The organism is Nostoc sp., assembly GCF_036917615.1.
Taxonomy (GTDB): Bacteria; Cyanobacteriota; Cyanobacteriia; order Cyanobacteriales; family Nostocaceae; genus Nostoc.
Map to the genome: position 1 here is coordinate 119397 of NZ_JBALCZ010000026.1, position 24408 is coordinate 143804.

Annotated in this window: 27 protein-coding genes and 2 pseudogenes; 9 read left to right on the top strand and 20 right to left on the bottom strand. The window is 39.5% G+C overall.

The genetic code is table 11. The features are described from left to right. Positions 1–18 precede the first annotated feature (18 nt). From V7K85_RS08950 to V7K85_RS08990, 9 genes are all read right to left on the bottom strand, one after another. Positions 19–924 (bottom strand): ferritin-like domain-containing protein, encoded by a 906-nt coding sequence (locus V7K85_RS08950; protein ID WP_334812822.1) that lies wholly within the window; start codon positions 922–924, stop codon positions 19–21. Continuing rightward, positions 908–1993: an aromatic ring-hydroxylating dioxygenase subunit alpha gene (locus V7K85_RS08955; protein ID WP_334812824.1), complete on the bottom strand. Its 1086-nt coding sequence runs from the start codon at positions 1991–1993 to the stop codon at positions 908–910. Before V7K85_RS08955 ends, V7K85_RS08950 begins: the two co-directional genes overlap by 17 nt. Before the next feature lie 363 nt (positions 1994–2356). Next, positions 2357–3097, bottom strand: a complete 741-nt coding sequence (locus tag V7K85_RS08960; protein WP_334812826.1) for a hypothetical protein — start codon at positions 3095–3097, stop codon at positions 2357–2359. Positions 3098–3360: 263 nt separating this feature from the next. Beyond that, entirely contained in the window at positions 3361–4359 is a 999-nt protein-coding gene (locus tag V7K85_RS08965; protein WP_334812828.1) for an aromatic ring-hydroxylating dioxygenase subunit alpha, read from the bottom strand. Positions 4360–4372: 13 nt separating this feature from the next. After that, positions 4373–4720: an Mpo1-like protein gene (locus V7K85_RS08970; protein ID WP_334812829.1), complete on the bottom strand. Its 348-nt coding sequence runs from the start codon at positions 4718–4720 to the stop codon at positions 4373–4375. Positions 4721–5142: 422 nt separating this feature from the next. Continuing rightward, entirely contained in the window at positions 5143–5355 is a 213-nt protein-coding gene (locus tag V7K85_RS08975) for a type II toxin-antitoxin system HicA family toxin (RefSeq protein ID WP_334812831.1), read from the bottom strand. Beyond that, positions 5352–5597 (bottom strand): type II toxin-antitoxin system HicB family antitoxin, encoded by a 246-nt coding sequence (locus V7K85_RS08980; protein ID WP_334812833.1) that lies wholly within the window; start codon positions 5595–5597, stop codon positions 5352–5354. Before V7K85_RS08980 ends, V7K85_RS08975 begins: the two co-directional genes overlap by 4 nt. Before the next feature lie 2 nt (positions 5598–5599). After that, the gene (locus V7K85_RS08985) at positions 5600–5734 is read right to left on the bottom strand and encodes a hypothetical protein (protein ID WP_334812835.1); all 135 of its coding nucleotides are present in this window, start codon (positions 5732–5734) and stop codon (positions 5600–5602) included. 413 nt (positions 5735–6147) lie between these two features. Then, positions 6148–7140, bottom strand: a complete 993-nt coding sequence (locus V7K85_RS08990; RefSeq protein WP_334812836.1) for an AbiTii domain-containing protein — start codon at positions 7138–7140, stop codon at positions 6148–6150. Positions 7141–7290: 150 nt separating this feature from the next. Here V7K85_RS08990 and V7K85_RS08995 point away from each other — a divergent pair, with 150 nt between their 5' ends. Both V7K85_RS08995 and V7K85_RS09000 read left to right on the top strand, forming a co-directional pair. Beyond that, complete coding sequence (locus tag V7K85_RS08995) at positions 7291–7632, top strand: type II toxin-antitoxin system RelE/ParE family toxin (protein WP_334812838.1); 342 nt, start codon at positions 7291–7293, stop codon at positions 7630–7632. Between the two features lie 4 nt (positions 7633–7636). Further along, positions 7637–7951: a helix-turn-helix domain-containing protein gene (locus V7K85_RS09000; protein ID WP_334812840.1), complete on the top strand. Its 315-nt coding sequence runs from the start codon at positions 7637–7639 to the stop codon at positions 7949–7951. A gap of 55 nt (positions 7952–8006) precedes the next feature. Here V7K85_RS09000 and V7K85_RS09005 read toward each other — a convergent pair whose 3' ends face one another. From V7K85_RS09005 to V7K85_RS09040, 7 genes and pseudogenes are all read right to left on the bottom strand, one after another. Next, positions 8007–9713, bottom strand: coding sequence for an N-acyl-D-amino-acid deacylase family protein (locus tag V7K85_RS09005; RefSeq protein ID WP_334812842.1), 1707 nt, complete (start codon positions 9711–9713; stop codon positions 8007–8009). Positions 9714–9823: 110 nt separating this feature from the next. After that, positions 9824–10093: a VapC toxin family PIN domain ribonuclease gene (locus V7K85_RS09010; protein WP_334812844.1), complete on the bottom strand. Its 270-nt coding sequence runs from the start codon at positions 10091–10093 to the stop codon at positions 9824–9826. A 120-nt stretch (positions 10094–10213) separates the two neighbouring features. Further along, a complete protein-coding gene (locus V7K85_RS09015; RefSeq protein WP_334812845.1) occupies positions 10214–10474 on the bottom strand; it encodes a hypothetical protein in 261 nt (86 codons plus the stop codon). 304 nt (positions 10475–10778) lie between these two features. Further along, a complete protein-coding gene (locus V7K85_RS09020) occupies positions 10779–11405 on the bottom strand; it encodes a hypothetical protein (protein WP_334812846.1) in 627 nt (208 codons plus the stop codon). A gap of 146 nt (positions 11406–11551) precedes the next feature. Next, positions 11552–11887, bottom strand: a pseudogene (locus tag V7K85_RS09025) (XisI protein). Next, a pseudogene (locus tag V7K85_RS09030) lies at positions 11875–12287 on the bottom strand (XisH family protein). The pseudogenes V7K85_RS09025 and V7K85_RS09030 overlap by 13 nt, the downstream one beginning before the upstream one ends. Before the next feature lie 13 nt (positions 12288–12300). Beyond that, positions 12301–13602 (bottom strand): glycosyltransferase, encoded by a 1302-nt coding sequence (locus V7K85_RS09040; protein WP_334812848.1) that lies wholly within the window; start codon positions 13600–13602, stop codon positions 12301–12303. Positions 13603–14828: 1226 nt separating this feature from the next. On the opposite strand from V7K85_RS09040, the gene V7K85_RS09050 reads away from it, so the two are divergent. Continuing rightward, positions 14829–15029, top strand: a complete 201-nt coding sequence (locus V7K85_RS09050) for a heavy-metal-associated domain-containing protein (protein WP_334812849.1) — start codon at positions 14829–14831, stop codon at positions 15027–15029. A gap of 274 nt (positions 15030–15303) precedes the next feature. On the opposite strand, the gene V7K85_RS09055 is transcribed toward V7K85_RS09050, so the two are convergent. Then, positions 15304–16266, bottom strand: a complete 963-nt coding sequence (locus tag V7K85_RS09055; RefSeq protein WP_334812850.1) for a hypothetical protein — start codon at positions 16264–16266, stop codon at positions 15304–15306. A 161-nt stretch (positions 16267–16427) separates the two neighbouring features. On the opposite strand from V7K85_RS09055, the gene V7K85_RS09060 reads away from it, so the two are divergent. The 6 genes from V7K85_RS09060 to V7K85_RS09085 all read left to right on the top strand — a co-directional run bounded on the left by V7K85_RS09060 (position 16428) and on the right by V7K85_RS09085 (position 22888). Next, a complete protein-coding gene (locus tag V7K85_RS09060) occupies positions 16428–16676 on the top strand; it encodes a hypothetical protein (RefSeq protein ID WP_334812851.1) in 249 nt (82 codons plus the stop codon). A gap of 167 nt (positions 16677–16843) precedes the next feature. Continuing rightward, a complete protein-coding gene (locus tag V7K85_RS09065) occupies positions 16844–17395 on the top strand; it encodes a 2'-5' RNA ligase family protein (RefSeq protein WP_334812852.1) in 552 nt (183 codons plus the stop codon). Between the two features lie 88 nt (positions 17396–17483). Further along, a complete protein-coding gene (locus V7K85_RS09070; protein WP_334812853.1) occupies positions 17484–17756 on the top strand; it encodes a hypothetical protein in 273 nt (90 codons plus the stop codon). A gap of 6 nt (positions 17757–17762) precedes the next feature. Continuing rightward, positions 17763–18869 (top strand): pentapeptide repeat-containing protein, encoded by a 1107-nt coding sequence (locus tag V7K85_RS09075; protein WP_334812854.1) that lies wholly within the window; start codon positions 17763–17765, stop codon positions 18867–18869. A gap of 19 nt (positions 18870–18888) precedes the next feature. Beyond that, complete coding sequence (locus V7K85_RS09080; protein WP_334812856.1) at positions 18889–20310, top strand: AAA-like domain-containing protein; 1422 nt, start codon at positions 18889–18891, stop codon at positions 20308–20310. A 7-nt stretch (positions 20311–20317) separates the two neighbouring features. Then, entirely contained in the window at positions 20318–22888 is a 2571-nt protein-coding gene (locus V7K85_RS09085; protein WP_334812858.1) for an AAA-like domain-containing protein, read from the top strand. 58 nt (positions 22889–22946) lie between these two features. On the opposite strand, the gene V7K85_RS09090 is transcribed toward V7K85_RS09085, so the two are convergent. The 3 genes from V7K85_RS09090 to V7K85_RS09100 all read right to left on the bottom strand — a co-directional run bounded on the left by V7K85_RS09090 (position 22947) and on the right by V7K85_RS09100 (position 24397). Continuing rightward, positions 22947–23222, bottom strand: coding sequence for a hypothetical protein (locus tag V7K85_RS09090; RefSeq protein ID WP_334812860.1), 276 nt, complete (start codon positions 23220–23222; stop codon positions 22947–22949). Positions 23223–23458: 236 nt separating this feature from the next. Beyond that, complete coding sequence (locus tag V7K85_RS09095) at positions 23459–23878, bottom strand: hypothetical protein (protein WP_334812862.1); 420 nt, start codon at positions 23876–23878, stop codon at positions 23459–23461. Between the two features lie 360 nt (positions 23879–24238). Further along, positions 24239–24397 (bottom strand): hypothetical protein, encoded by a 159-nt coding sequence (locus tag V7K85_RS09100; protein WP_334812863.1) that lies wholly within the window; start codon positions 24395–24397, stop codon positions 24239–24241. Positions 24398–24408 lie beyond the last annotated feature (11 nt).

Sequence of the window (24408 nt, forward strand, 5' to 3'; positions counted from 1 at the left end):
AGATAAGATTGATATTTATTACACACATTGATGGGCGGGGAGTGGTTGAAAGGCTCCGCGTTCTTCTAAGCTTTGCAGGATAGACTGGGCTGATTTTCCCCCCATGAGCGATCGCAATATTTGTAATCGCGTTCCACTGTGGGTTTCGGTATTCAGTTCTTCTAGAACTTGGATTTTTTGCGATCGCGTCAGATGTCCTTTTACTTGTTCGACTGCTGCTAGTAAGCTTTGTGGTCCCACCTGTACCATAAACAAAAACTGTGCCAATACATCGATAATTGTTGTTTGACTGAATGTTGAAACTGGAATTTGATTAAACAAGATAGTTCCCGTGCCGTGATGACGGGATTCAGATTGTAAAAAACTGGAAAAAAGTTCTGCTAAAACTGGATAGCGGCATTCCTTCCCTAAACGCCGATAATGGCTTAAACCCCATCCTTCTAAAACAACTTGCAGCACAAACAACAAAACTGTTTTATCTGCACTTTCAACCACTTCTGATAATAAGCGCAAAAACGGATCATCCGTGCTAGTTACTTCTATTTCTGGTAAAAAATGGCTAATTTGGTGAAGGTGGGTAGATTCATCAGCCGTAAACAATCCATAAAGCATTCGTTCTTCAACTGTTTCTGCTAACAGTACCATTTTTGCCATGTAGCTAACACCTGCTTTTTCAATGAAATATGATTCTTCTAACAGACTGCGGTTGGCAAGTTCCAGAATAGCAAATTGTTCATTAATATTAGATTGTTGAAAAATTTTGACTTGATGTAAGTTGAAAAATTCAGCATCCCAATAATTTAATTGCAGGGAAGGAGCATAATTATTTTGATTTGGTAATGCTGCTGTTAATATCCGTCGCAAACGGTCATGAGAATCTGTGTGCGGTAAGTCAAAACCGACAATGTTATATTTGAAATCCATTTTTTTCCTGTTCAATTAATGTGAATTCCGGGTTAGGTGTTGATCGGGTTTGAATATTTGGATAATTAACAGTGTCCCAAGTTACCCAGGTTAAGGCTTTCTGGTGATTAACGTGCTGAATAAATTGCAGAATAGACTGATCTGCTTTAGTGGGAGTCTTCAAATCAAACTGAATTGTCTGAAATACCTGTGTATCCCCTTTTGCAAAGTAATTACCAACCTGCTGGGTTAACCATAACAAACCACGATTTAAAACCCATCCCCAAAATCCTGAACGCTTGGGAGTCACAAGAATTGTTTGCCCTTCAGTTTTACCACCTTCTATCATTCGCAGTGTAAATATAATGTAGAAATGTAGGAAATCTGGGCCTAGCGTCACAGTGCCAGTGCTGCCATACCAGTAACACATACTATAAGTAACTTCGTTGCGGTATAAAGGGCGAATCAGGCGAATTAACCAGGAATCATCCCCTCCCCGTGTAGTGTTGGTGAAGGTAATAGCATTGGGATTGATATCTTGGGAATCAAATACAATCTCTAAGGGCAGATTGTGTACTGTATTGAAGTGGTGAGCATCAATTGCATTAATTAGTAAGACATTGGGATGGCAGTTTTTGACAAACCGAGTCCCCAATATATAATCACAATCTGCCTGTTCTAGTTCTGGTACGAAGGGCAGCGAACTTGGCTTTTCTTCTCCCACCCAAACCCAAATCATGCCGTACTTTTCCGCCGTGTCCCAAGTTTTAATACACACAGGTAGCGGTTTTCCAAGAGAAGGAACATCTACACAAATTCCGCGACTGTCATACTTCCAATTATGAAAAAAGCAGCGAATTCCATCACCTTCTACCTTACCTTCTGCTAAATGAGCGCCCATGTGTGGACAATAAGCATCCACCACCACCACCTGACCACTGACTCCCCGATAAATTGCCAGATTTCTACCTAGCAGTTTTATAGCTTTTACCTTGCTAATTTTTAATTTTCTCGATGGTAATGCCCAGTACCATCCCTCCACAAATTGTGTTGGATTGTTAAAGTTTGAGTGTGGGCTGGTAGAATGCATAAAATATCACCTATGCTCGCTAAACATTGATATATAGAGGTAGGCAGGGAAAGTCAAAGAATTTTAGATTTTAGATTTTAGATTGACCCCAGCAATAAAATCAGGCGATGCACTGAGCGTAGCCGAAGTGAGCTTGTCAATTAATTTTATATTTTGGATTTTAAATTTATTCCATCTAGCTTGCTTCTCGCAGAGCAAGTATAAATTCGGGGGGTTCAAACCATTTTGAATTTTGAATCTTCTCTACGAGAGGCTTTGCCAACAATTCCATTATCCAAAATTTAACATCGAAAATTCGGTGATTAGCAGCTTTGATTCAATACCTGAACTGTCGCATTTTTTTTTAATTTGTATGAGTAAAAATTAAATAAGAACATAATCTTGCACAGATTCTAATAATGAATTTGACCGCCACATCCGTTGTCCAGCACGGGTGAGATTGTCATAGTTAATTTCAGTTAAACAAACCAATTCATCCCCTAACCGATAGCCGGGGTTATTTTCCTCGAAAAACTGAATGTGGGGATTAGTCTGTCGTCCTGATGGAATTTCAATCAACCCTTCCCGTAAAATTTGGGGATGCGGGAACCGGACAATACCAGTTGCTTCTTGATATAAGCTACCATAGTATTCCTGTGCAAAATTCACCATTAGATTGTTAACATCGGCAGGTGTTGTGACATCATAACGGGGGTAGAAATCTTGCCAAAAGGTAGGGAGAAAACGATAAGTGCGAAAACCAGAGCAAATTAGCAACCAGTAAAGTTTATTTTCTGAATAGTGTTGATGCAGAAAATTGATGGCGGCAATCCAACTACGTGGTAGTGTTGTACTCGACCAAGCACTAGGATCAACTATAGTGTCGCCGGAATATACCACACTAATTTGTTCTCCCAAAAAAGTTTTTTGGCATAACATCAGAGTTGAAAATCCTTTGAGTACATTAGATGTTTCATCTCTTAACAACAAAACCCAGTTTTTGCGCTCTAGATCAATTTGAAACCCATCCCAGGTTATACCTTTAAAGTGATTTTGCAGCAACACATACATTGCGGTGCGATCGCTTGGTTGCAACTTTTTAACAGGAATCAGCAAACTCTTCATTATTCGGAAATTACCTAAAGTCGATTTGTAATATGTTTGTAATTAACACTTTATCGACCAATTTGGTAAATTTACGGTGTAATGTGACAGATTCCAAAATGGTTATTTACACTACAATTCTGTATTCACATCTTGCACCTTCTCAATAAGGGTTGATAGGCATTGTCCACTCTACAAAAGAATTCAGATATAGGTTAGGTTGAGAAACGAAACATTACCAAAGCTTTTGTTGGGTTACGCTGTCGCTAACCCAATCTACTATTCTACATCCCTATTTTTGACCATCGAGACGGTTTTAGCTGGTTTACATACTCCATATATTGAGCTAATGGCTGATCAATATTAAGGAGCAACTTCGGATTAAAGCGAATATTATCGTAAATCTTGCCATCTTCATCTCTGAGCATATAGTAAGCCAAACGCGTACAGAATAGCAAAAACTGACTTAGCAGATATCCCACAATACCTTTACGTTTTTCAGTTACATAAATCAGTTGAATTATCGTTCTTCCAGGTGCAATTGGAGTATAAGCATATATCATATACAGTGGGGGAAAAAACCGGACCTCTTTCATCATTGTTAACAAACCAATGCAACCATGAGCATAACGCATTGAATACTGATATGTAGAACCAAGAAATCTTTGACCTAACCTTTCTCTCCAAGTAGTTTGAGGAAATTGTCCCCGCATTGTAAAGTCTATTTGCGTGCCTAATTCGCTGCGATGTAGCAACAGATCCATTTTGATGTCTAAATGATGAATTGTTTTTAAATGTTGAGCATCAATCCCATTCATCATACAAATATGATTATGGCAATTTCTTTCAAATGTAATATCAGTTTTTGTAACAATTTCTTTACCCTTTAATTCATCAAAATCAACCACTCCCTCTGGTGCTTCAGCATCTGGATAAATCCAAATAAATCCATACTTTTCCTCTGTTGCATAAACTTGTAATTTAGCTTGAGTAGGAATTTCTGATTGACAGGGAATATTTTTACAAAGCCCTGTTTCATCAAATGCCCAATGATGAAATGTACAACGAATCCAATTACCATCAACCTTCCCAATTCCTAAATCTGTCCCCAAATGAGGACAGTAAGCCTCCAAAGCCCGTACTTGCCCATCTTCACCTTTAAAAATGGCAATTTTCTGACCGCACACTTCTACAGATTTTGCTGTTTTTTTAGGTATCTCATGACTAGGACAGGCAATATACCAACCCTTAGCAATTACATTCCAATTATTGAATATGTGCATAATTGTTTGATAGCTAATTATTTAATCTTTCTTGTCGTTGGCGAATATCATCTCGATATTTGCCCATAAAAATCCTGATTAACATTCTACCTAAACAGTAAGAAGCCCGCCAAGAAAAAACAGCATCTTGTAAATCGATATGGCTACGCTCAAATAAGAAATGTCCGGTTAATCCCAATAATTGAGTTAACGGTAAGCCCAAGAGTAACCAGAAGTTTTGTAACTTCCAAGTATAAAAGAGTAAACTGTAAAAAAAGAATATCCCCAGAATGTGTAGAGTAATATTAATTGGATGCTGATGTTTAAGAAGAAAAATATCCCAATAATCAGTAAAAGGATGATCCAGAGTTTGATTATTCATTCGATTTCTTACTTTTTGTTTAGAATTAAAATTGATGTCCGTCATAAAAGGATGTGTTAAAAGAGGTGATTTGGTTAAATTTTATGCCAATATTCTAACAATAATGCAGAGCATGACAAGAAAAATAAACCAAATTATAACCTCGCTGAATCTTGCTGAAAATGCGAACCTTCTATAATCACAAAAGATTTTTTGATCCTGTTTATGCGATCGCAAGTATGCTTGAAGTGCCACAGCATAAAGCTGACTACGGGATAATTCCATGCGTTTTGTAAATTATTCAGCAGTTTCAAAGAGAGGATCGGGGATGGAAATCGCTGTTTTCATAGATTGGTATAACTTGAGTTATACCCTCATGCTATCGATTTTTTGTAATGAGGGCAATTATACAATCCCCTACTTACAGTAAGTACAATGACTTGTTATGTCTCTTCAAAGTCAGACCACTCAATTCCTAGTTGTTTTATGGCTCCTCGTAATGTTCCTAGTTTTAGATCGCGGCCACTCCAGTCAGGAAGTACAGTTGCTTTCTGCGTAATTGGATTAAACCACTTCCTGTGTGAGCCTCCACCACGTCTAGGGATTTCTTCACATCCAAGCCTAGATAATTTCTTAGCAACTTCTCTATAGTTCATCTGGTAGAGATAATTGTTTCTATCAAGGCTGGTGAGTTTTGGTCTACAGATTGTAGGTTGTGAGGAAGCTCTTTACCTAAATCTTCATATACTTCAAGAACCGCTTCAAATGCATCTCTAGCATTCACTAAAACTTCATCCACAGAGTTCCCCTCGGTTATCAGTTCTGGCAAAAGTGGAGAAGTTACCGTAAACCCACCCTCTGGCTGAGGTGTAAGTAGTAGTGGAATTTTGTAGAGCATAACTAGATTTGTTTATTTACTGACTTCAGGTTAACAGCATCATAGCATTGCCAAAATGTCGGGTTATGTAGTGCATCAGATTTCGTGGCTATGCTCTCCTTGAAACTTAGCGATCGCACTTTATCCACTATAGGCATCGCTTTCATAAAAATAGTGCTTTATATTTCGTTAACATAGCCGACAAAAATAAAGAGCGATATAATTTATACCTTAATACTCATTATCAGCCACACAAATACCTTTACATTTAATACCATTCGTAGCAGTGCGCTGACAATGAGAACATAGAACTTTTTCGTTTTCTGTTTCTTCATTTATTTTTATACTAGTGCTTGCCTGTAGCTTGTCTTCGTCGGTCTGAAGTTTTACATTCATAAGAATAAGCATGGAAGAATTTTTTGCTGTTTAAATTTTACAAGCCATTGAGGAGTGATTATCGGTGAGGTACAATTGCTGAATAAAGCGATCGCTCCACCCGTCGTAGGTATCACTCTCATGAAAATAGCGCGTTATATTTCGTTAACGTAGCTGACAAGAACAGCGATCGCACTCAACTACCTGGCTGCAACCAACCCTTGATAGCCGCTTTGATAACTTTAAGATACTTATTCTCTAAGATAAACTCGTCAATTGCTGTTTCACCGCTTGCTTGGAGCGCACCAGTGACACGACGCTTGAAACTTGGAGTAGTTTCATCGTTAACATAAGCCACCTTTTGTAGATCAGTTGCAGTCGGATTCGTTTGCTCTAACTGCTTCAAGAGTTGCTGAATCTCCTCGGCTGCTTCTGCAAGAGTCTTCTTCGATTCGGATAAATGGATATGCTGATTTGCTTGCTGTCGTGCGTTACCGGAAACTTGGTTTGCAAAATTGCCCACGTTTGCTCCACGAAGGTCATTTTTGAAGGATTCTGAGCTTGATTGACTTTCGGATGAAGAATTTTGCATTTGTGACTGCTCTATATTATTAATAATCTGAATGAAACCACTATAATCTTGTTTAGCAGCAGTCTGTTTCTCTTCTTGAGAGAAAACCATTCCTTCGCATGTGATTCCATCTTCTTCTAGCTTTAAAGCCCATTCAATAATCACATCTCTAACAGACTCCACAATCCTTTTTAAACTTGCCTTGCTGATGCTAATTTTTACCGAAGTATCCACAAGAGAAGCCAAAAATGATTTTACTGTGGGCGGCAGTTGGAAATTTAATTCATTATCTGCATCATTAGTCAAAGCAGATAGTTCACTAATTGATTGCCTAATAGAGCACTTGCAAACGGTTTCAAAAAAATTTAAAATATTCTGGTCATCCGTGACTATTTGATGCCACCTATGATAGGGATTCCATGCTCTTAGTTGACCTCTCACAGTTCGATATTCAGGTATTGGATGCCCTTTATACCCATTGAGTTCCAACTCGATCCATTCTTGAAATTGCCTGATGTTTAGCTTCCTAGCAACTACATAAGCCTTACGGAGAAGAATTAGGACAGAAATAGAAGGGTTGAGGGCATCTCTTCGTAGTTCTAGGACTATTGAATTCACAAGTATTTCACCTTATCTCAAATATTGGGATCAAGTAAAGCTATACCCATTTAGTGCGAAGAGTGCGATCGCTGTAGGCATCGCTCTACAAATAAAGTTCCCTTTCATAGGTATATTATATCGGTATATCAGATATGATATAAATACAGCATGGGAGATCAAAGTAAACTTTTAGTTTGGTTACATGGTGAAGTTAAAACCCCACCTTTCACTCAAGAAGCACGCATGGAAGCAGGTGTTGTGCTCAGACAATTACAGGAAGGTGAATCCCTTGGGTTGCCACATTCACGCCCTATGCCAAGTATAGGAATTCACTGTGATGAATTACGTATTCGAGATGCAGATAAAAACTGGAGAATCATTTATCGAATTGATGACGATGCAATTTTGATTGTTGAAGTCTTTAATAAAACAACGAGAACAATATCCAAGAAGATAATTGAAGTTTGCAAAAAGCGCCTGAGCAAATACGATACCGATCAACAGGAGTAATGTGATGGATCAAGCGAAGAAAGAACGTTTGGAATCTAAAGGCTGGAAAATTGGCACAGTTTCAGATTTTTTGGAGCTAACACCTGAAGAAACTATCTTTGTTGAAATTAAGCTAGCTCTCAGCCAAAACTTGAAGGAGCGTCGGCAAAAACTGATGACTCAAAGTGAACTCGCTGCTAGGATTAGTTCTAGCCAACCTCGGATTGCTAAAGCTGAAAATGGTGATGCTTCAGTATCAATTGAATTGTTGATTCGGGCAATGTTAGCAACAGGTGCAACTCCTCAAGATATTGGCCAAGTCATTGCTGATGTGAAATAAAATTAATTCAATGCTAAAATCTCAAACTTTTCTCTGCGTCTGTGCGTGATATACTTCAACAAGGAAACAAAACAGTTCCCAATTTTTCCCGTCCCAAGCGATCGCTCACCTTACCCCCACAAACAACCCGAACTCCATTAATATAAACCCCTTGCACAATCTCATCCGAACCACGCTTAACCATCCGAGGTTCACCATCTAAAACTGGATCTGATATCTGCACCTGGGGGCTAATTGGCTGATTTAAAGCATTAGGATTGAGTAAAACTATATCCGCTTTCGCACCAACTTTGAGAACTCCCGTATCAAGACCAAACCAACCAGCAGGTTCTCCGGTAACGCGGCAAATCGCAGCTTCCGGTGAAAGGAACTTCGTTGCAACTGCTTGTTTGAGCAAAGACAAAGCTCCATCATAGTACCCCAGGTTACGGACGTGAGCGCCTGCATCGGTAAAACCAGGCAAAATATAGGGATGCTGCATCATCGCTAAACGGGGTTTTAGGCGATCGTTTGCTCCTGTTGCCACCCAGCGTAAATCTGTATCGTATTTTTGTAGTGCGTGGATGAATAAATCTACTGGTTCTTGTTGCTTTTGACAAGCGATTTGGGCAAAACTTAACCCTTGCCAACTTGCTTCGGGACAGTGAATAACTTCCATCAAATCTAACTGACGATGGAATGATTTACGCCATTTACTCAGCCATTCTTTGCGAAACTGACGACGAAAAATTTCCGATGCCCATAGTTGTTGCCTTTCCTCTGGTGACTGACAGCCATTGAGTTGTGCCCCTGTGGAGAATTCTTCAAATAAGGGAGTCACAGATCCATCAGAGTAAATGGTGAAGGGTTCGGTTAGGGTTTGAAAGCGCACATTACCATTTAGAAGCCGATTCCAAATAAAAAGTAGGGGGGAAAAAATTCGCCATAGTTTGCGATCGTGTACGGCATCCAAGGCTGAGAGGACAGTTAGCCGCAGTGGTTTTTGTCCAATCCCTGAACCTATACGCAGAATCTCCATAAAGGATGCAAGTCGTTGTAAATTGGGTGTGACTTGAAAAACGCGTTGGCCCCGCCGACACAAATCCGCCAACATTGCATATTCTTTAAATTTGGCGTGTTGAGAGGGAATTGTGCAGCCTTGCCATTCTCCACTCATCCGATGCCAGGGAAACATATCAATAGAAATGCCAATAAAGCCAGCCTCTAAAGCATCTGTGGCTATGCGCTGCATAACTTTTAGTTCAAATTTTGTCGGCTGAACGGTTAAGCTGCGTTCTAATCCCATCACATGAGCGCGTAAGGCACTGTGTCCAAACATTGGGGCAACATTGGGGCCAAGGGGTAATTGTTGCAAATGCTGTAAATATTCTGCTGGTGTCTGCCAGGAAACCGACTTTTTCAACCATTTTGCAATCAGCCGATGGGAAAGTGTCTCTACCCTCTGAAAAATATCAGCCAGGATTTGGGGTTCACCGATCGCAACAGACAAGCTACAGTTACCAATGACAACGCTGGTAACACCATGACGCACTGATTCACTCAATCCTGGTGCAATTTCTAACTCTAAATCGTAATGAGTATGAATATCTATAAATCCAGGTGTCACCCATAATCCAGAAGCATCAACCACTTCACGCGCTGGGGTAGTTAAGGAGGGTGCAAGGGTGACAATGCGGCCATTTTGAATGCCGATATCTCTACGCACAGGTGGAGAGCCTAAGCCATCGAAAACTAACCCGTTTTGAATCAGTAAATCCAACATGATTTTTTCCCTTGCCTTCCTTGCAAGTTTTAGGGCATGGCTTTGAGATTTTCTAGCACTTTATCAATAAAAAGTTTATTTATGTTAGCCTCATATCTTCAATTCCAACTTCAGCGTGTATAAGGTTGTGCTGTAGTAAGGTCAGTTATAATCCTGTAATGCTTGATGTTGAAAGTACATAGTGTAGCTCCTCTGCCAACAGCGCAAGCGGCAATCAAAGCATCAAGTAAGCCTAAATTATCTGATAGGTGATAGCTGGTGAAATTTGATAGAGCAAATGCACAGTCAGTTTCACTAGGCCAAATTACAGGTAGGGGAGCAACGAGCTTGAGAGTATTGCGGACTCGTTGGGTATTTTGAGCATTTTGGATGAGTTCCATAACAACAAAGCCAGGAATACTCGGTACTTCTGGAAGGCTGGCAAATCAAGCAATTGCAGGAGTGTGACCGCGCTGAATGTCAATCAAAATGTCTGTATCCAATAAGTACATTAAATTTACCTATGATTGCTCCCGTGTTTCAGCCTGATGGCGCAACTGACGAGCATAGGCTTGACTATCAGTAATATCGGGGCGTGAATTGATTACACCTTCATTTTGCCAGTATGTAACAAGTTCTGCTCCAGTTTTGGGTAAATTATCTACAGATTTTCTTGTATATAAAATACGTAAAATATATTCTGATAAGGGTAAATTGAGTTGAAAGGCTTCAGTGTAAAGTTCGTTTTCTAGTTCTGCTGGCAGGTTAAGGTTAAGACTCATCTGGCTCTAGTTTTTAGTTTTTATCTTAATATTGATGGTAGCTTGAGTGGAAAAAGATTGCCTGAAGTTGTTTTGAAATAGCGTAGGCGCAGCCCGTCGTAGACATCACTTATGGTTGCACAATTTAACTGCTACTCATAAATCACGATTGAGTTTAGCAAGGCTACACCTAATACTTTCCTCTGCTTACCGGCTTTGCTCCACAGCGTGTGCTGTAAGAATCTATTATCTTGATATCGTTGTGCAATCGAGTCAGATTTTGAATTACTTGAATACTCGTTAGAGATAATATTATTCTCAGTAATTATGTTTTTTCTTCTTCGCTTAATATTACTGGATATCTTCCACTTGTCTTGTGTTCTATTTTCGATTTAAGATCGGGTGTAAGTAACTTTAAATTAAACTCTACTCTATCGCCGTTCTGAGAAATTGGCAAAAAAGAATAGTCATCTTTTTTATGAAACTGTTGCCTACTCACATAGGTGTATTTTCCCTTATGACAGCAATGAAAAGGATGCATGAAATGTCTTAGCCATAGGTCAGAGTTCTTGTTTTGGTAGTGCTGTTGAAACTCTTCAGGTAGCCTTTGTGGGTTATCCATCCACTTGGCTACGTGATCTACAATAAAAACTGTGTCTAACTGAATAGTTCCTTTCTGGGCAGCATCTCCACTACAGAAAAACAGATATGATCCTGCTCTGACATAGGCATGTTTTAACGATTCTTTTCTTCGTAATTGCGCGGCATGACAGTATGAATAGAGCCACGTTTCTGAAAATACAAATGGGTCTTCATTTGACCCATCCGGTTTATCCACCCAAACATAACCTTGCCAATCTGTGACTTGGCTCTCAATCAAAGCTTCACCTTTGACTTCAGTTTTTGTCCTTTGTTCGTCAGGATGGAATATTAAATAATGTAGTGGCTTCATAAGTAACCTCAAATTCAAGCAACTTAACTATTATCCGGTAATTGTGGGATAAACCTTATGCCGTTATATCACTATGCTCAGTTTTCAGCCAGCGCGTAGTTTACCGCCGTAGGCATCGCTCATTTTTCCGATTTTCTCAGTTAAATTTATGCAATACCATATCCTGTATATTGCCTGACATTTTGCGGGTGAAATCCTAAGACAATTTTATCTTTAGGAATTCCAGCAGCTTCTAATTCGTAGGTAACACCATCTTCTGTATTATCACGTTGTACTCAGATTTTGCCATCGATAATGTCAATATGAACTAAACAACCGTGAATTCTTTTAGCACCATCCCAACCAAAAGTTATCAGCAAATAGCTGTCATTTTCGCTATCAAAGACTGTTCTACACTCAATTTCTGCATAAGAATAGGGAATTTGTGTATAAGGTATTAACACCTCTTTGATTATGCGTCGATAGTTATCTAAGGTATCCATTGGATAATCCTCTCAGTTTCAGGATTGAAAGCAAGTAAATTTAGATTTTCACTTTCTCTTAAAAGTGTACCAATTGGTTCCTCGAATAAAGCTGTGAATACGCTGTCACGCACTGCTAGGTATAATATTCTATCAGGTTATAGGCGACTGATAACAGCACGATACATAATAAATCCGCCGATGGCATCTTTGAGATCTGCCATTTCTGAAGGACTGACAAAACTTTTAATTTCTACGGCTATTTTTTTAGTTCCTTGTTCTGCGGCTAAAAGTTGTTTTGCTCCTAAATCTACATATCTTTTTGACCCCATTTTAAATGTAGGGGGTCATCTGTAATTATCCAACCTTCTTTAATTAAAGAATTTTTAACAGCATCGTGATAAATATCTTTTGCAGGCATATTAGATTTTATTTTATTTGTTGCCAGAATCACTGTCAGGATTTTGACCACGATGTTCAGTTTTCACCCAGCGCGATCGCTCCTGCACACACATCTTTAAAGTTGTTACAATCATCACAGGAATCCAATGCACCATATATAATGACCCTTGAATTGTTGCCCAAAGCAAAGACCATCCTCGTAAATTTTGAAATAGGTAAAGTCCAACAATAAAAGCAATTGTCAGAATGATGCTGAGTAGTGTCTGGAGTGGAAACAGAACGAGATGATGGCTATAAAATATAGTCCAAAGTAAGTCGGGTATTAGTCCAATTGGCAGAAGAAATTGCAATATAAAAAACAATAGTAAATCAATTTCTTTCGCCCAACCTAAAGTAAAAATTTCCGGAAAATAATCGAGGTAGCGCTGATAGCCACCTTCAGCCCAACGACAGCGTTGATACCAAAGTTTTTCCCAAGTAGTTACACCTTCTTCTTGAATTGATGGAACTGTAACAAACTCAATTTCCGCACCTGCTAAATAGAGTTTGAAGCAAAGATCCAAGTCATCGGTGACAGTGTTCTCATTCCAACCTTGACACTTTTCTAACAATTCCCGACTAACTAACATCCCATTACCCCGCAGTTCAGACATTCCACCAATAGCAATGCGATGCGTTTGCAGAAAGCTATCACAGTTCATTTCCATCTGCTGGCAACGGGTTAAGAAATTGGTATTAGCATTAGAAATCGCTTTTCGCACTTGCACTGCACCGATAGCTTGCTTCTGAAACAGAGGTACTGTTTGCCGGAGAAAATTAGCTCTTAACTGAGCATCCGCATCACAGACTAGGATAATCTCCCCTTGGGTAAAGGGAAACACCGCATTCAAGGCCCCTGATTTACCACCTTTTGATTCCCGTCGATGAACTTGTAAAGATGGAAATTGAGTTTGTAATTCCCTCAAAATCTGCGGGGTTTCATCGGTACTACCGTCATCAACGACCCAGATATCTAGGCGATCGCTTGGATAATTCAATTGGCATAAGCTGTAAACTAGATCAGCCAAGACTGGACTTTCATTTTTAGCCGGAACTAAAATCGAGACTGACGGTAAATAAATCTCACTCTCCATCACCGCCGCTGCTGGTTTTGCTACCAGCATCCGTAACGTTTGAACACTCAGGATTGCCGTTAATCCCAGCATCAACCATTGTGTTTCTGGTAGCCAGTGCAGCAAACTCACACCACCCCAGACCAATAAAACTACTATGGTTGCTTTGAGACGGCGATTAAAGTCAGTATTTTTACTTTTATGGCAAGTACTTTTTACCACTTGATTTGCTATATCCTTTGGGTTCCTTGCTTAGTCCTGCGACGTAATAGTAGCATCGTCACTGCTCCAAGAACGAAACCGCCCACCTCTGCTGCAACTGCATCACCAAGTGCATCACCAAGATTTCAAATAATTCGGCAGGAAATACTAAAAATCTTTCTGCGAGTGATTGTTGAGCAATTTTAGTAACACGACACCATAACAAATCTTCTGGTGCTAAAAGACGAGTTAATTCTTGAACTCAAGGAACTTGCCACCATAGAGGTGTTAATACTGCCGCTACCATAAATGTTTGATAAAATTCATACCTTAATAGTCATTGTCAGCCACACAAATCCCTTTACATTTAATACCATTGGTAACGGTGCGCTGACAATGAGAACATAGAACTTTTTCGTTTTCTGTTTCTTTATCTATCTTTATACTAGTGCTTGCCGTAAGAAAGTCTTTTTCAGTATGGAGTTTTACAGTCATAATAATGGAGGATTTTCTTGCAGTTTACATTTTAGAAGTCATTTACAAGCGATTATCGGTAAGGCACAATTTAATAATTCCATTGCACACCGAACGTATTGAGTCTCTTGGTTATATCTATCAATATCTATATATTAAGCAAGATTACGCTCTCTGATGAAATATAGCAAATTATCGCGGGAATGAATTGGCTCCAATGAGATGGAGTATGGACTTAACATCGAAAAGTCCAAGTTTTACAATCACACCAAATCTGCCAATATATGTTTTTGCTGCGAAGCCCAAAGCATATCTATGCCACAAGATAGCTGCTTTTTGGATGTCTATATGCTATATAAGTTGGGCATAAGTACCTGAAGAATAACAATAAGTTAAAAACTACAGATAAAAAGGTTTTGTGACTTACGTATAGACGCTTGTATGTTCAGCCAATGCTGTGAGAATAACTATGTCAAACAGGAACGCCTATAGGAGAATCTGCAATGTCTAGTGGAATCTTCAGAACAAACTAAAAAAGCGGCTTTTTAGAAGTTAGTAGTACTAGGTGTATTTTCAGAAATTATTTGATATATTTTGGCATATTAATTCGTTTTATTGCCAGCAAACTCTGTTAACAAAGATTGATGTACGGTTATTATTTACTACTATCACTGTAATCCCCAATTACCTTACTTCAGTAAGATGTATGTCACTATCTCAACTGTTATTATATTGATTAAATGGAAATTCCAGTTGACGTAATGAGGTAAGTAATGGCAACTAAATTGAAAGTTACAAATATTAAAGGTGATGACTGCGTTCAAAAAATAACTAAATCTATTCAGACTATGGTATCTGATGCCAAAGTAGATGTGGATGTTAATGCAAAAACCATAACTGTTGAAGGTTCGGCTTCTGAAGAGACAATTAAACAGATAGTTCAATCTGCTGGTTATACTATAGAGGGCTATTAATTACATTTCTAAATTTCTCAGGAGATTTAGAAATGTAATTTAGCTAGCACAATTCCTTGATCGTAATATATTCGCCCGTTTTCCGGGCGGAATATTATTAACACATTACTCTACTTGATCAAGAATATTTTCCTCCTTTGACAGACTTGAAATAGTTAACTTTCTGCGTTCCTGATCAGCTGTAACAGATACAGCTAAAGAGCGCAGTATTTTGAAAGTATTGCTGTATATTGATTTGCTCTGACAAAATTGTTAAATTTTCCGGTACTCGTTTTCAGGAACGAATTAACATTGGGTCATAAATTTGACACTCTTGAACCCCATAATTGCCCAGAATAGAGCTAGCTTGATCAAGCTCATTATCTGTGCCACTAACGATGAGTATGTAATTGCCTTGCTCAATTTGCTCGTTGTAAAAGCGTGCCCACTCATCTGCTATTCCTAGCCTCATAGCGTCAAAGCGGTCACTTAAATTAACGCCTGTTGACCCTTTGAATTGAGAAAAGTCTTTGCAAATTAAGGAAATCTGGTTTACTGAAAAACCTGCGACATACATATCGTTAATTGCCGCTTCAGCATTATCTATGTTATGAAAGTAACTAATAGCATATTTAGGTAAAATCCCACTTTTATTAGGAATGGCAGTAGCAGAAGTTGTCGTGGTCAGATAATTTGTAGTTCCACGCTCACTGTTGAGATGCTCGTAAATGCCAAACTCTTCAATACCCCAACGCTGTAGAATTGCTTCTACTTTACCAATTTCAACAGATGTACAATCCACGATTATTAAATAGTGTCCATCCTCTACTCGATCGTTATATGCTCTAGCTTGCTCTGACGACATTCCCCAACCAACTAATGCACCAGCAAAAGTCCCGGTTGCAGCACCAATACTTGCCCCTACAAGGGTTGTAGCCAAAGCAGTTGCCGCTGCGCCAGCCAGCATTATTGGCCCAACTCCAGGGATTGCTAAAGTACCAAGACCTACTAATAAACCAGTCAACCCACCAACAGCGCCCCCTGAAAGCCCTCCTACTGTTGCACCTTCGTCAGCTTTATCACCAGTGCGATCTTTAATTTCATTATCGGCGATTTCATGATTGCGGTCTGCATTCTGTACAACTACAGATACTTTCTCCATTGCCAAGCCAGAATCTCTCAACTCATATAGTGCCTGTTCTACATCTCGACGATGAGTAAATACGCCTACAGCACGTTGATATTGTCTTAAAACCATTATTACTCCTTAGTCGCAAGCGAAAATTAATTCCCCACAAATTTAGTATTTCACTATTTATAATCTTAAATACGAGTTTGTTTAACTGAAAATCATCTGAAGTAATAAAATCCCCAGTCGTCGATAAAAGCCTCTACTGCTTTCTATGGCTAGAATGAAAAATGAGCGCCCTGCATCCAGTGGGAGGATATCAGCAGGTAGCTGTCCTCGCCTTAATCAGGAATGTGGTAGCCGTTCGACTCGGCAGCAGACATCTAGTACCGCAAGGCGGAAGTCAAAAATCACTCATTCAAAAGTCAAAAGTATTATGGAATAAGCTCTTTAAGGCTTTTCAATGGTCTGCTTATTTCCGCCGTCCTGTACTAGTTGTTATAAAGTGCGATGGCTACGCCCGCCGCAGGCATCGCTAAAAACGAGGAATAATGCCTGCATTGAGTAGCAATATGGCTAAATCTTAACTAGAGTGCGTTAGGCTTTAGCCTAACGCAGGGCTATATCTATTATCTATAATATCCTTTGGGCGTTTGCTGTTGAGTATTGAACAGCAATGATCTTATAATCCAAAATCTAAAATTGAATGAGCCGTTTTTTTGTCGCCCTTTTACCACCGCAAGACATTCAAGACTACGCCAACCAGATTAAGCACTACTTTGCTGATCACTATACTAGTAGCGGAGCGCTAAAGTCTCCGCCTCATATTACCCTGCAACCGCCCTTTGAATGGGCAGATGCTAACTTGCCACTATTAGAAGCATCTTTGAAGGAGTTTGCCAGTGGACAACAGCCAGTAGCAATTACACTCAGGGGGTTTGATGCCTTTGCGCCTCGTGTCATATACATTAATGTAGTCAGAAGTCAAGAACTTTTGACTCTGCAAGCTGATTTAATAGCTTATACAGAAGGCAACTTGGGAATTGTTGACAAGGTTTCTAAAACCCGCCCTTTTGCGCCCCACATGACGGTTGCGTTTCGGGATTTAAAAAAGCAAAACTTTAAAGCTGCTTGGCCAGAGTTTGAAAAGCGTCAGTTGCATTTTGAATTTACTGCCGACAAGTTAACGCTACTGCTTCACGACGGTAAGCGCTGGAATATTAAATCGGAGTTTGGTTTTTTGCCTACTGAACAATGAGTTGTCAACATACTTGTGGCAACTTTAGAAGGTTGGCAGGAGGCAGAGTAGTTTACTTGCATAGATAAAGCAGAGGGGTTAACTCAAGATGGCGAATGAGGAACATCTGGCAATACTTAACCAAGGAGTGGAAATTTGGAATGATTGGAGAAAGGAAAACCCATATATAATACCTGATTTAAGCGGAAATGTTATACATCATTGGTATTCTCAAGAAGCTAAATTGAATGGGATTATAGTTAGCCCAGGTATCCATTTTTCAGATAATCAATGTAAATACTTTCCTAAAAATTTAAATGGTGTTAATTTAAATAAAGCTGATTTAAGTAGGAGTGATATTAGTAATATCGAGCTAAAGTAGGCTAATTTGAATGGAGCTAATTTGAATGGAGCTAACCTTAACGATACAGATTTCACGGATGCTGATTTAACTAATGCTGACGTAATAGGTGCCTTGATCGATGGAGCTATTCTAGTTAGGACTAATTTAACTAATACTGATTTAAGCGGTGCTCGTATTGATTATAGTGATTTTACTGGAGCTATGTTAAATGGTACTAAATTTGCTAGAGTTAAGTTTAATGTAGATGCGATTCATCTCCCAAGAACAGACTATTCTCATTTACAAAAATTTATATTTAAATTTAACCTAAGTAAGGCAAATCTTAGTGAAGCGAATCTAATGGGCTATGACCTTAGTGAGGCTAATCTACTGAAAACGAATTTAAAAGGAGCTAACCTGAGTGATGCAAACCTTAGCCATGCTAATTTAACTAAAGCTGACTTAAGTGAAGCAAACCTTACTAGAGTTCAAGCTTTATCGACAGATTTTACTTCGGCAAATTTTACTGGTAGTTATTTAGAAGATTGGAATATTAATAGTGCTACAAGGTTGGATGATGTAATCTGTGACTATATTTACCTCCGCCAAAATCAACAAGAACGTCGTCCCAGCAGTGGTAATTTCGCCCCTAAAGAATTCACCAAGCTATTCCAAAAATCCTTAGAAACAGTTGACTTAATCTTCCGCAACGGTATCGACTGGGATGCTTTCGCCTACTCGTTCAAAAAATTAGAAGTTGAAAACCAAGGCAGTCAACTAGATGTTCAAAGCATTGAGAAGAAAGGTGATGACGTTCTTTTAGTCAGAGTAGCTGTTGTCCCTGATGCGGACAAAGCGAAAATCCACAACGACTTTATGCAGGGCTATGAATTTGCGAATAAAGCTTTAGAAGCGCAATACAAAGCAAGACTTGAAGATAAAGATTTGCTAATTACCAAACAGGAAACACAAATTAACCGCCTGTTTGAGATAGTGGAACAGCAAGGATCAGTTCAAAAAGCACTGGCAGAAAATCCTAGAAAAGTTTTAACCTACAATATGCATAACCCAGAGTTTGCTGGTGGACTTGTCAATGCTCAGATAGTTAACTCAAACCAAATAGGTGGTAACATTCAAAACAGAGACGCTTAAGAACGCTCAAATCAAACCCATGCCCGACTCAGAAGACCCGAAGCAAGCAGACAACGACTTACGCAATTCCCAGTTTGGCAGTGGATTGATTAATGCTGAGTCTGTAAATACTGGGCAAATTGGCGGTGACATCTACAATATTCACCTTGAGCAGCAGACAGTAAGATCAAGTAATTCAGCACAATCACAAAATCAAAGAGAGCGATGCCTATGGCGGGCTTCGCCTACGCAGCAAGAACAAGACTCACTCGAAAAAGCCTACGCACTCCTAAGCCAGAGGATTGCAAGGATACGAAATGCATGGATTATTGAAACAGATCCATCACGCAAGTTTCAATATGAACACCAGCTTCAGTCAGAAGAACGCACCCTGAAGGAGCTTAGTGACAAGTTAAATGCAATTGAACAACAGTTACAAGTAGCTGAGAACTCTGTAATGGGGGCAGATACAACTATATATATTGAACGACCACCCATTGAAAATAAATGCTATGAGGCTCTTGTGCAACCAGGAGCGTTAATTCGTCTTAAAGCCCCGCAAAGAATGGGTAAAACATTACTGCTGGAGAAAACCCTAGACTATGCAAGACACCAGGGTTATCAAACTGCAAAAATAGATTTACAACTTGCTGATGTCAATATTCTGGCTAACTTAAAAACATTTCTACAATGGTTGTGTGTTTATGTTGCTGACACTCTGGAACTAGAACCCCAACTAGATAAACACTGGCAAGAAGTTTTTGGACTGAATAAGAACTGCACTCGCTATTTCCAAAAATATTTATTATCGGTTACTGATACTCCTTTAGTTTTAGCTATAGATAACTTTGAGAGACTGTTTGATTATCCAGAGATTTTTCCCCAATTCTGTTTACTCCTGCGTGGGTGGTATGAAGCAGCTAAACAAGGGGACAAGATTGGTAATATCTGGAAGAAACTGCGGTTAGTAGTAGTTCACTCTACTGAATCTTATCCTTCTTTGGATAGTAATCATTCCCCCTTTAATGTGGGACTGGCGATTGATTTACCTGAATTTAATCTGCAACAAGTAACAAAACTCGCCAAGCAGAATGAGTTAGGGCTGTTGGGGAAACAGGACTTAAGTAGGTTGATAGACTTGTTAGGGGGACATCCCTATCTGATGCAACAAGCCATCGCTCACCTCAAAAGCCAGCAAATAACCTTAGAAGAACTGCTAAGACTTGCACCAACAGAGCAGGGAATTTTCAGCGCTCACTTGCGACAACAACTGTGGCATTTACAACATAATCCTCAGTTGGAGTTAGGGTATAAAAAAGTAGTGATGACGAATACACCTGTGAGGTTAGATACTGAAGTTGCCTTTAAGTTGCATAGTTTGGGGTTAGTAAAACTTTCTAGCAATGATTGTGTTCCTGGTTGTGATTTGTATCGTCAGTATTTCTCAACTCGTTTGGAGTAGGTAAATCATGGACCAATACATATTCTCTGGAAGTCTGCCTGAAAATGCCAGTACCTATGTCACAAGAGAAGCTGATGCCCAATTATACGAAGGACTAAAAGCAGGAAAGTTTTGTTACGTACTAAATTCGCGCCAAAGCGGTAAGTCTAGCTTGCGTGTGCGAACCATGCAGCAATTGAGAGAGGACAGTGTAAAGTGTGCAGCTGTTGACCTTTCGGCTGGAGGTATTCAGAATGTACCTCCCGAACAATGGTATGCAGATTTAATCGACACGCTCATTGATAGTTTTGGATTAGATTTGGATTTTGGTGATTGGTGGTCAGAGAACCAGTTAAATACATTGGTGACGAGATTTCGCAAGTTTTTGGAAGAAGTATTACTTGTTGAAGTCCAAGAAAATATTGTTATTTTTATTGATGAAATCGATAGCGTCCTGAGCCTAAACTTTCCCACAGATGACTTTTTTGCATTAATTCGCGCCTGCTATAACAAGCGTGTTGATAACCCGGAATATAATCGCCTTACGTTCTGTTTATTGGGGGTCGCATCACCTAGTAATTTGATTGGAGATAAACAGCGTACTCCGTTTAATATTGGTCAGGCTATCTCCCTCAAAGGTTTTCAATTGCACGAAGTTAAACCATTAGAAAGTGGTCTAGGTAGTAAATTCAGCAGTCCCCAAGCGATAATGCAGAAAATCTTGCAGTGGACGGGAGGACAACCATTTTTGACTCAAAAGCTTTGTCAGTTTCTGGTTGAGGAATCTGAGCAAGAAAATCCTCCTTCAGTTGAACAAATTGTCAAGTCGCGGATTATTGAAAGTTGGGAATCACAGGATGAGCCTGAGCATTTACGAACAATTCAAGCCAGAATTTTGCGAGATGAACAACGAGCAGGGTACTTACTAGAACTTTATCAACAAGTCAGATTGAGTGAAGAGCGATCGCAGGTAATAGCAGATGATACTTTAGAGCAGAGTGAATTGCAATTATCAGGATTGGTTGTTAGACAGCAAGGGAAGTTAAGAATTTATAACCAAATTTATTATGAAATATTTGACTCCAGTTGGATTGAAAGCCAATTAAAAAATCTGCGCCCATATTCAGAAAGTTTTCGCTTTTGGGTCGCTTCTGGAAGTACTGAGGATTCATGGCTGATGCGAGGCAAGGCATTACAAGAAGCAGAAGAATGGGCAAAGGATAAAAATTTAAGTTATCAAGATAAGCAGTATTTAGCAGCTAGTAAAGAGAAAGAAATTCAGGAGGAGATTGCTGCTCAAAAACAAGAAGCAGCTTTGGAACGAGAGAGGAAGGACAAGGAAGCAGTCGAGGCAAGAAACCAATTACTCAGTGAGGCTAATAGGAAAGCTCAACGAAGGATTAGTATTGGGATTGTCGTTTTAATTGTAACATTAACAGGAGCAGCGATTGTAGGGGTATTATCTAGAAAGCAGGTTGAGGCAGCAGATGAACAGGTTAAATTTGCTCAAACACAACTCGATAAAACAAAGGAAGAAATTAAAGCTGTTCAGGAATTAAATGATTTGGCTGGAGAACTAGAAAAAAAGACTAACTCTACCTCTGAAGAGATTACCTTTAGTTCAACTGAGGCTTTAAGGCTCTCTGCTTTATCTTTTAATGTTAAGAATCACGAACTTAAACAAGCATTAGTCTTCGCAACTAGTTCACTTGCATATCAAAAGCTAAAAAAGCTAAAATCCGCAGAATCAGAAATTAAGCAAAGTCAGGAGTTTTTAGCGAAAGGTGATAAGAAAGCAAAAGATTCCAGTCAAGGCTTACAAATTCAAGTATTATTCCAAAAAAGTCAAGGTTATTTATTAGCCCAAGAGAAACAAATCAAAAAAGCTATAGAATCTTACAATACAGCATTTCATATTTTAAAAAATCATCCTAATGAGACTGATTTTACCAAAGATAATCAGTTGCTTACAGGCGAAAATATTGAATCGCTTTATCGAAGTTTAATTGAGCTAAATCCTCAAGATAAAGAAGTTGAAGCATCTTTTACTAAACATTTATATGCTCAACTTGAATATTTTTTGAAAGCTAAAAATTGGGAGTGGGCTGACCAAAAAACACAAGAACTAATGCTTAATGTTGCTCAAAAAGATATTTCAGATTATGACACTATCAATAATTTTTCTTGTCCAGACCTACAAAAAATAGACCACCTTTGGGTGAATGCAGACAATCGTTTTGGCTTTAGTGTGCAAAAGGAGATATGGATCAAAACTGGGAATAGACTTGGTATAAAACTAGACACTAGATATTGGTTTGTTAAAGAAACTATTAAGGAGTACTGGAATGACTGGGATTATCAAAATTATATTCAGTTTGCCAAGGCAGTCGGATGGTATGATGAAAAAGGAACTGGAGACAATCAAGTACAAGACAAAGGCGGAGACGACAATTTCGTGTCATCCGACGAACTGTACAAGCGTATTAAAAACAACTTTTATGCAAACAGAAGGGGTAGCCTACCTTTTTGGGGTGAGGGGGCGGGTCCCGGCGCTGAGCAGTCGTTTATTTTCTTGCGACTTGCAAAGTGTAACATATAAGGTTTTCAGAAGTTTGCAAACATTTATTTCAGCCTCATTTCCCACGCAATAATCAGCATTACGCAAAACCGATACCTGGCACTAGCGGCTGATAACAGTTTGCCTGAATAAATTTTGCCGCAATCTCATGCACCTCCGTACTTTCAGTTACCTTCTGCTTCTCCCAAGGTAGGCTCATCTGTCCAGGCGACGACTTTTTAGCTTTCCCACCTTTGATCACCGATGGTAAAAAGCTGCTCCCCCAGTGGTTTCGCTGTTCTGGTTTCGCCTGTGGTCGGTACTTCTGACAAAACCTGCGGTACTTCGCCGCACATTCTTCTAAAGTCCTGCCCAATTGTAAAAACGCTGGATGCCACGCCCTAGCGGGAAGTCAAAAATCAAAAGTCAAAAGTCAAAAGTGGTGATGTGGTAGCAAAATCCGGATTGCAGGTTGCATGGAGAACGAAACATTCCAAGGGAAGTGAAAATACAAGTTTACTAGTTTAGTTTATATAGCGCTTTTCGTTTGTATGCAATACACTTTGACCTCTCTCCTAAAGGGCTATGGTGTACACACAAGTCGAAAAAACTTCATCCACCAAAGATTTGCGGTGCGTTACGCTGGCGTGACAAAGCTAAATTGTTGCAATCATGGCGATGCCTGCGGTTCTTGCTAGTCAACCCATTTGTTACTTCGGCGAACTCATTTGTTACTTCGGCGAACTCATTTGTTATTTCGGCGATCGCATTTGTTACTTCGGCGATCGCATTTGTTACTTCGGCGAACTCATTTGTTACTTCGGCGAACTCATTTGTTATTTCGGCGAACTCATTTGTTACTTCGGCGATCGCATTTGTTACTTCGGCGAACTCATTTGTTATTTCGGCGAACTCATTTGTTGTTTCGGCGAACTCATTTGTTACTTCGGCGAACCCATTTGTTACTTCGGCGATCGCATTTGTTACTTCGGCGATCGCATTTGTTGTTTTAGCGTCTCCATGTGCCTTCAAAACAATAGACCTCTTGCAAAAATCCTTGAATCACCCCTCCCCTTATAAAGGGGAGGGGGCAAGATTTCAAGTTTCCCCCCTTTATAAGGGGGGTCTATTCGACTTATGCAACCAGAATAACCCTGTTCTACTTGCTCCCGTGTTTTCTAAGCGTAGACGTGAACCAGCTTGTCACTAGACATCGCTGAACTGAGGAAAATTCATTTTGAGTAAAGGGTGGCGCGTAAAATATGCCTTCTCTATCAGACGTGTAAAGGACATGACAGTTCTTCGGTTCCTCGTCACAGACTTGGTTTTCTTCTGAAAATATTGCAGATTGACCCCATAACTCCTGCCACAATTGCATAAAAAATATGCAGTCTAAGTTGAAACTATAGAAGTAATGGCGGGTCGATCCAATAGAAAAGCGATCGCAGTTCCGTATGAGCGATCGCCATAATTAATCCCTAACCACAGGGATTGATTATGACAATTATATTTGTCGCAATACTTTAACGATTGCAGTGCTAGCCCCCTCATCCCAACACTCT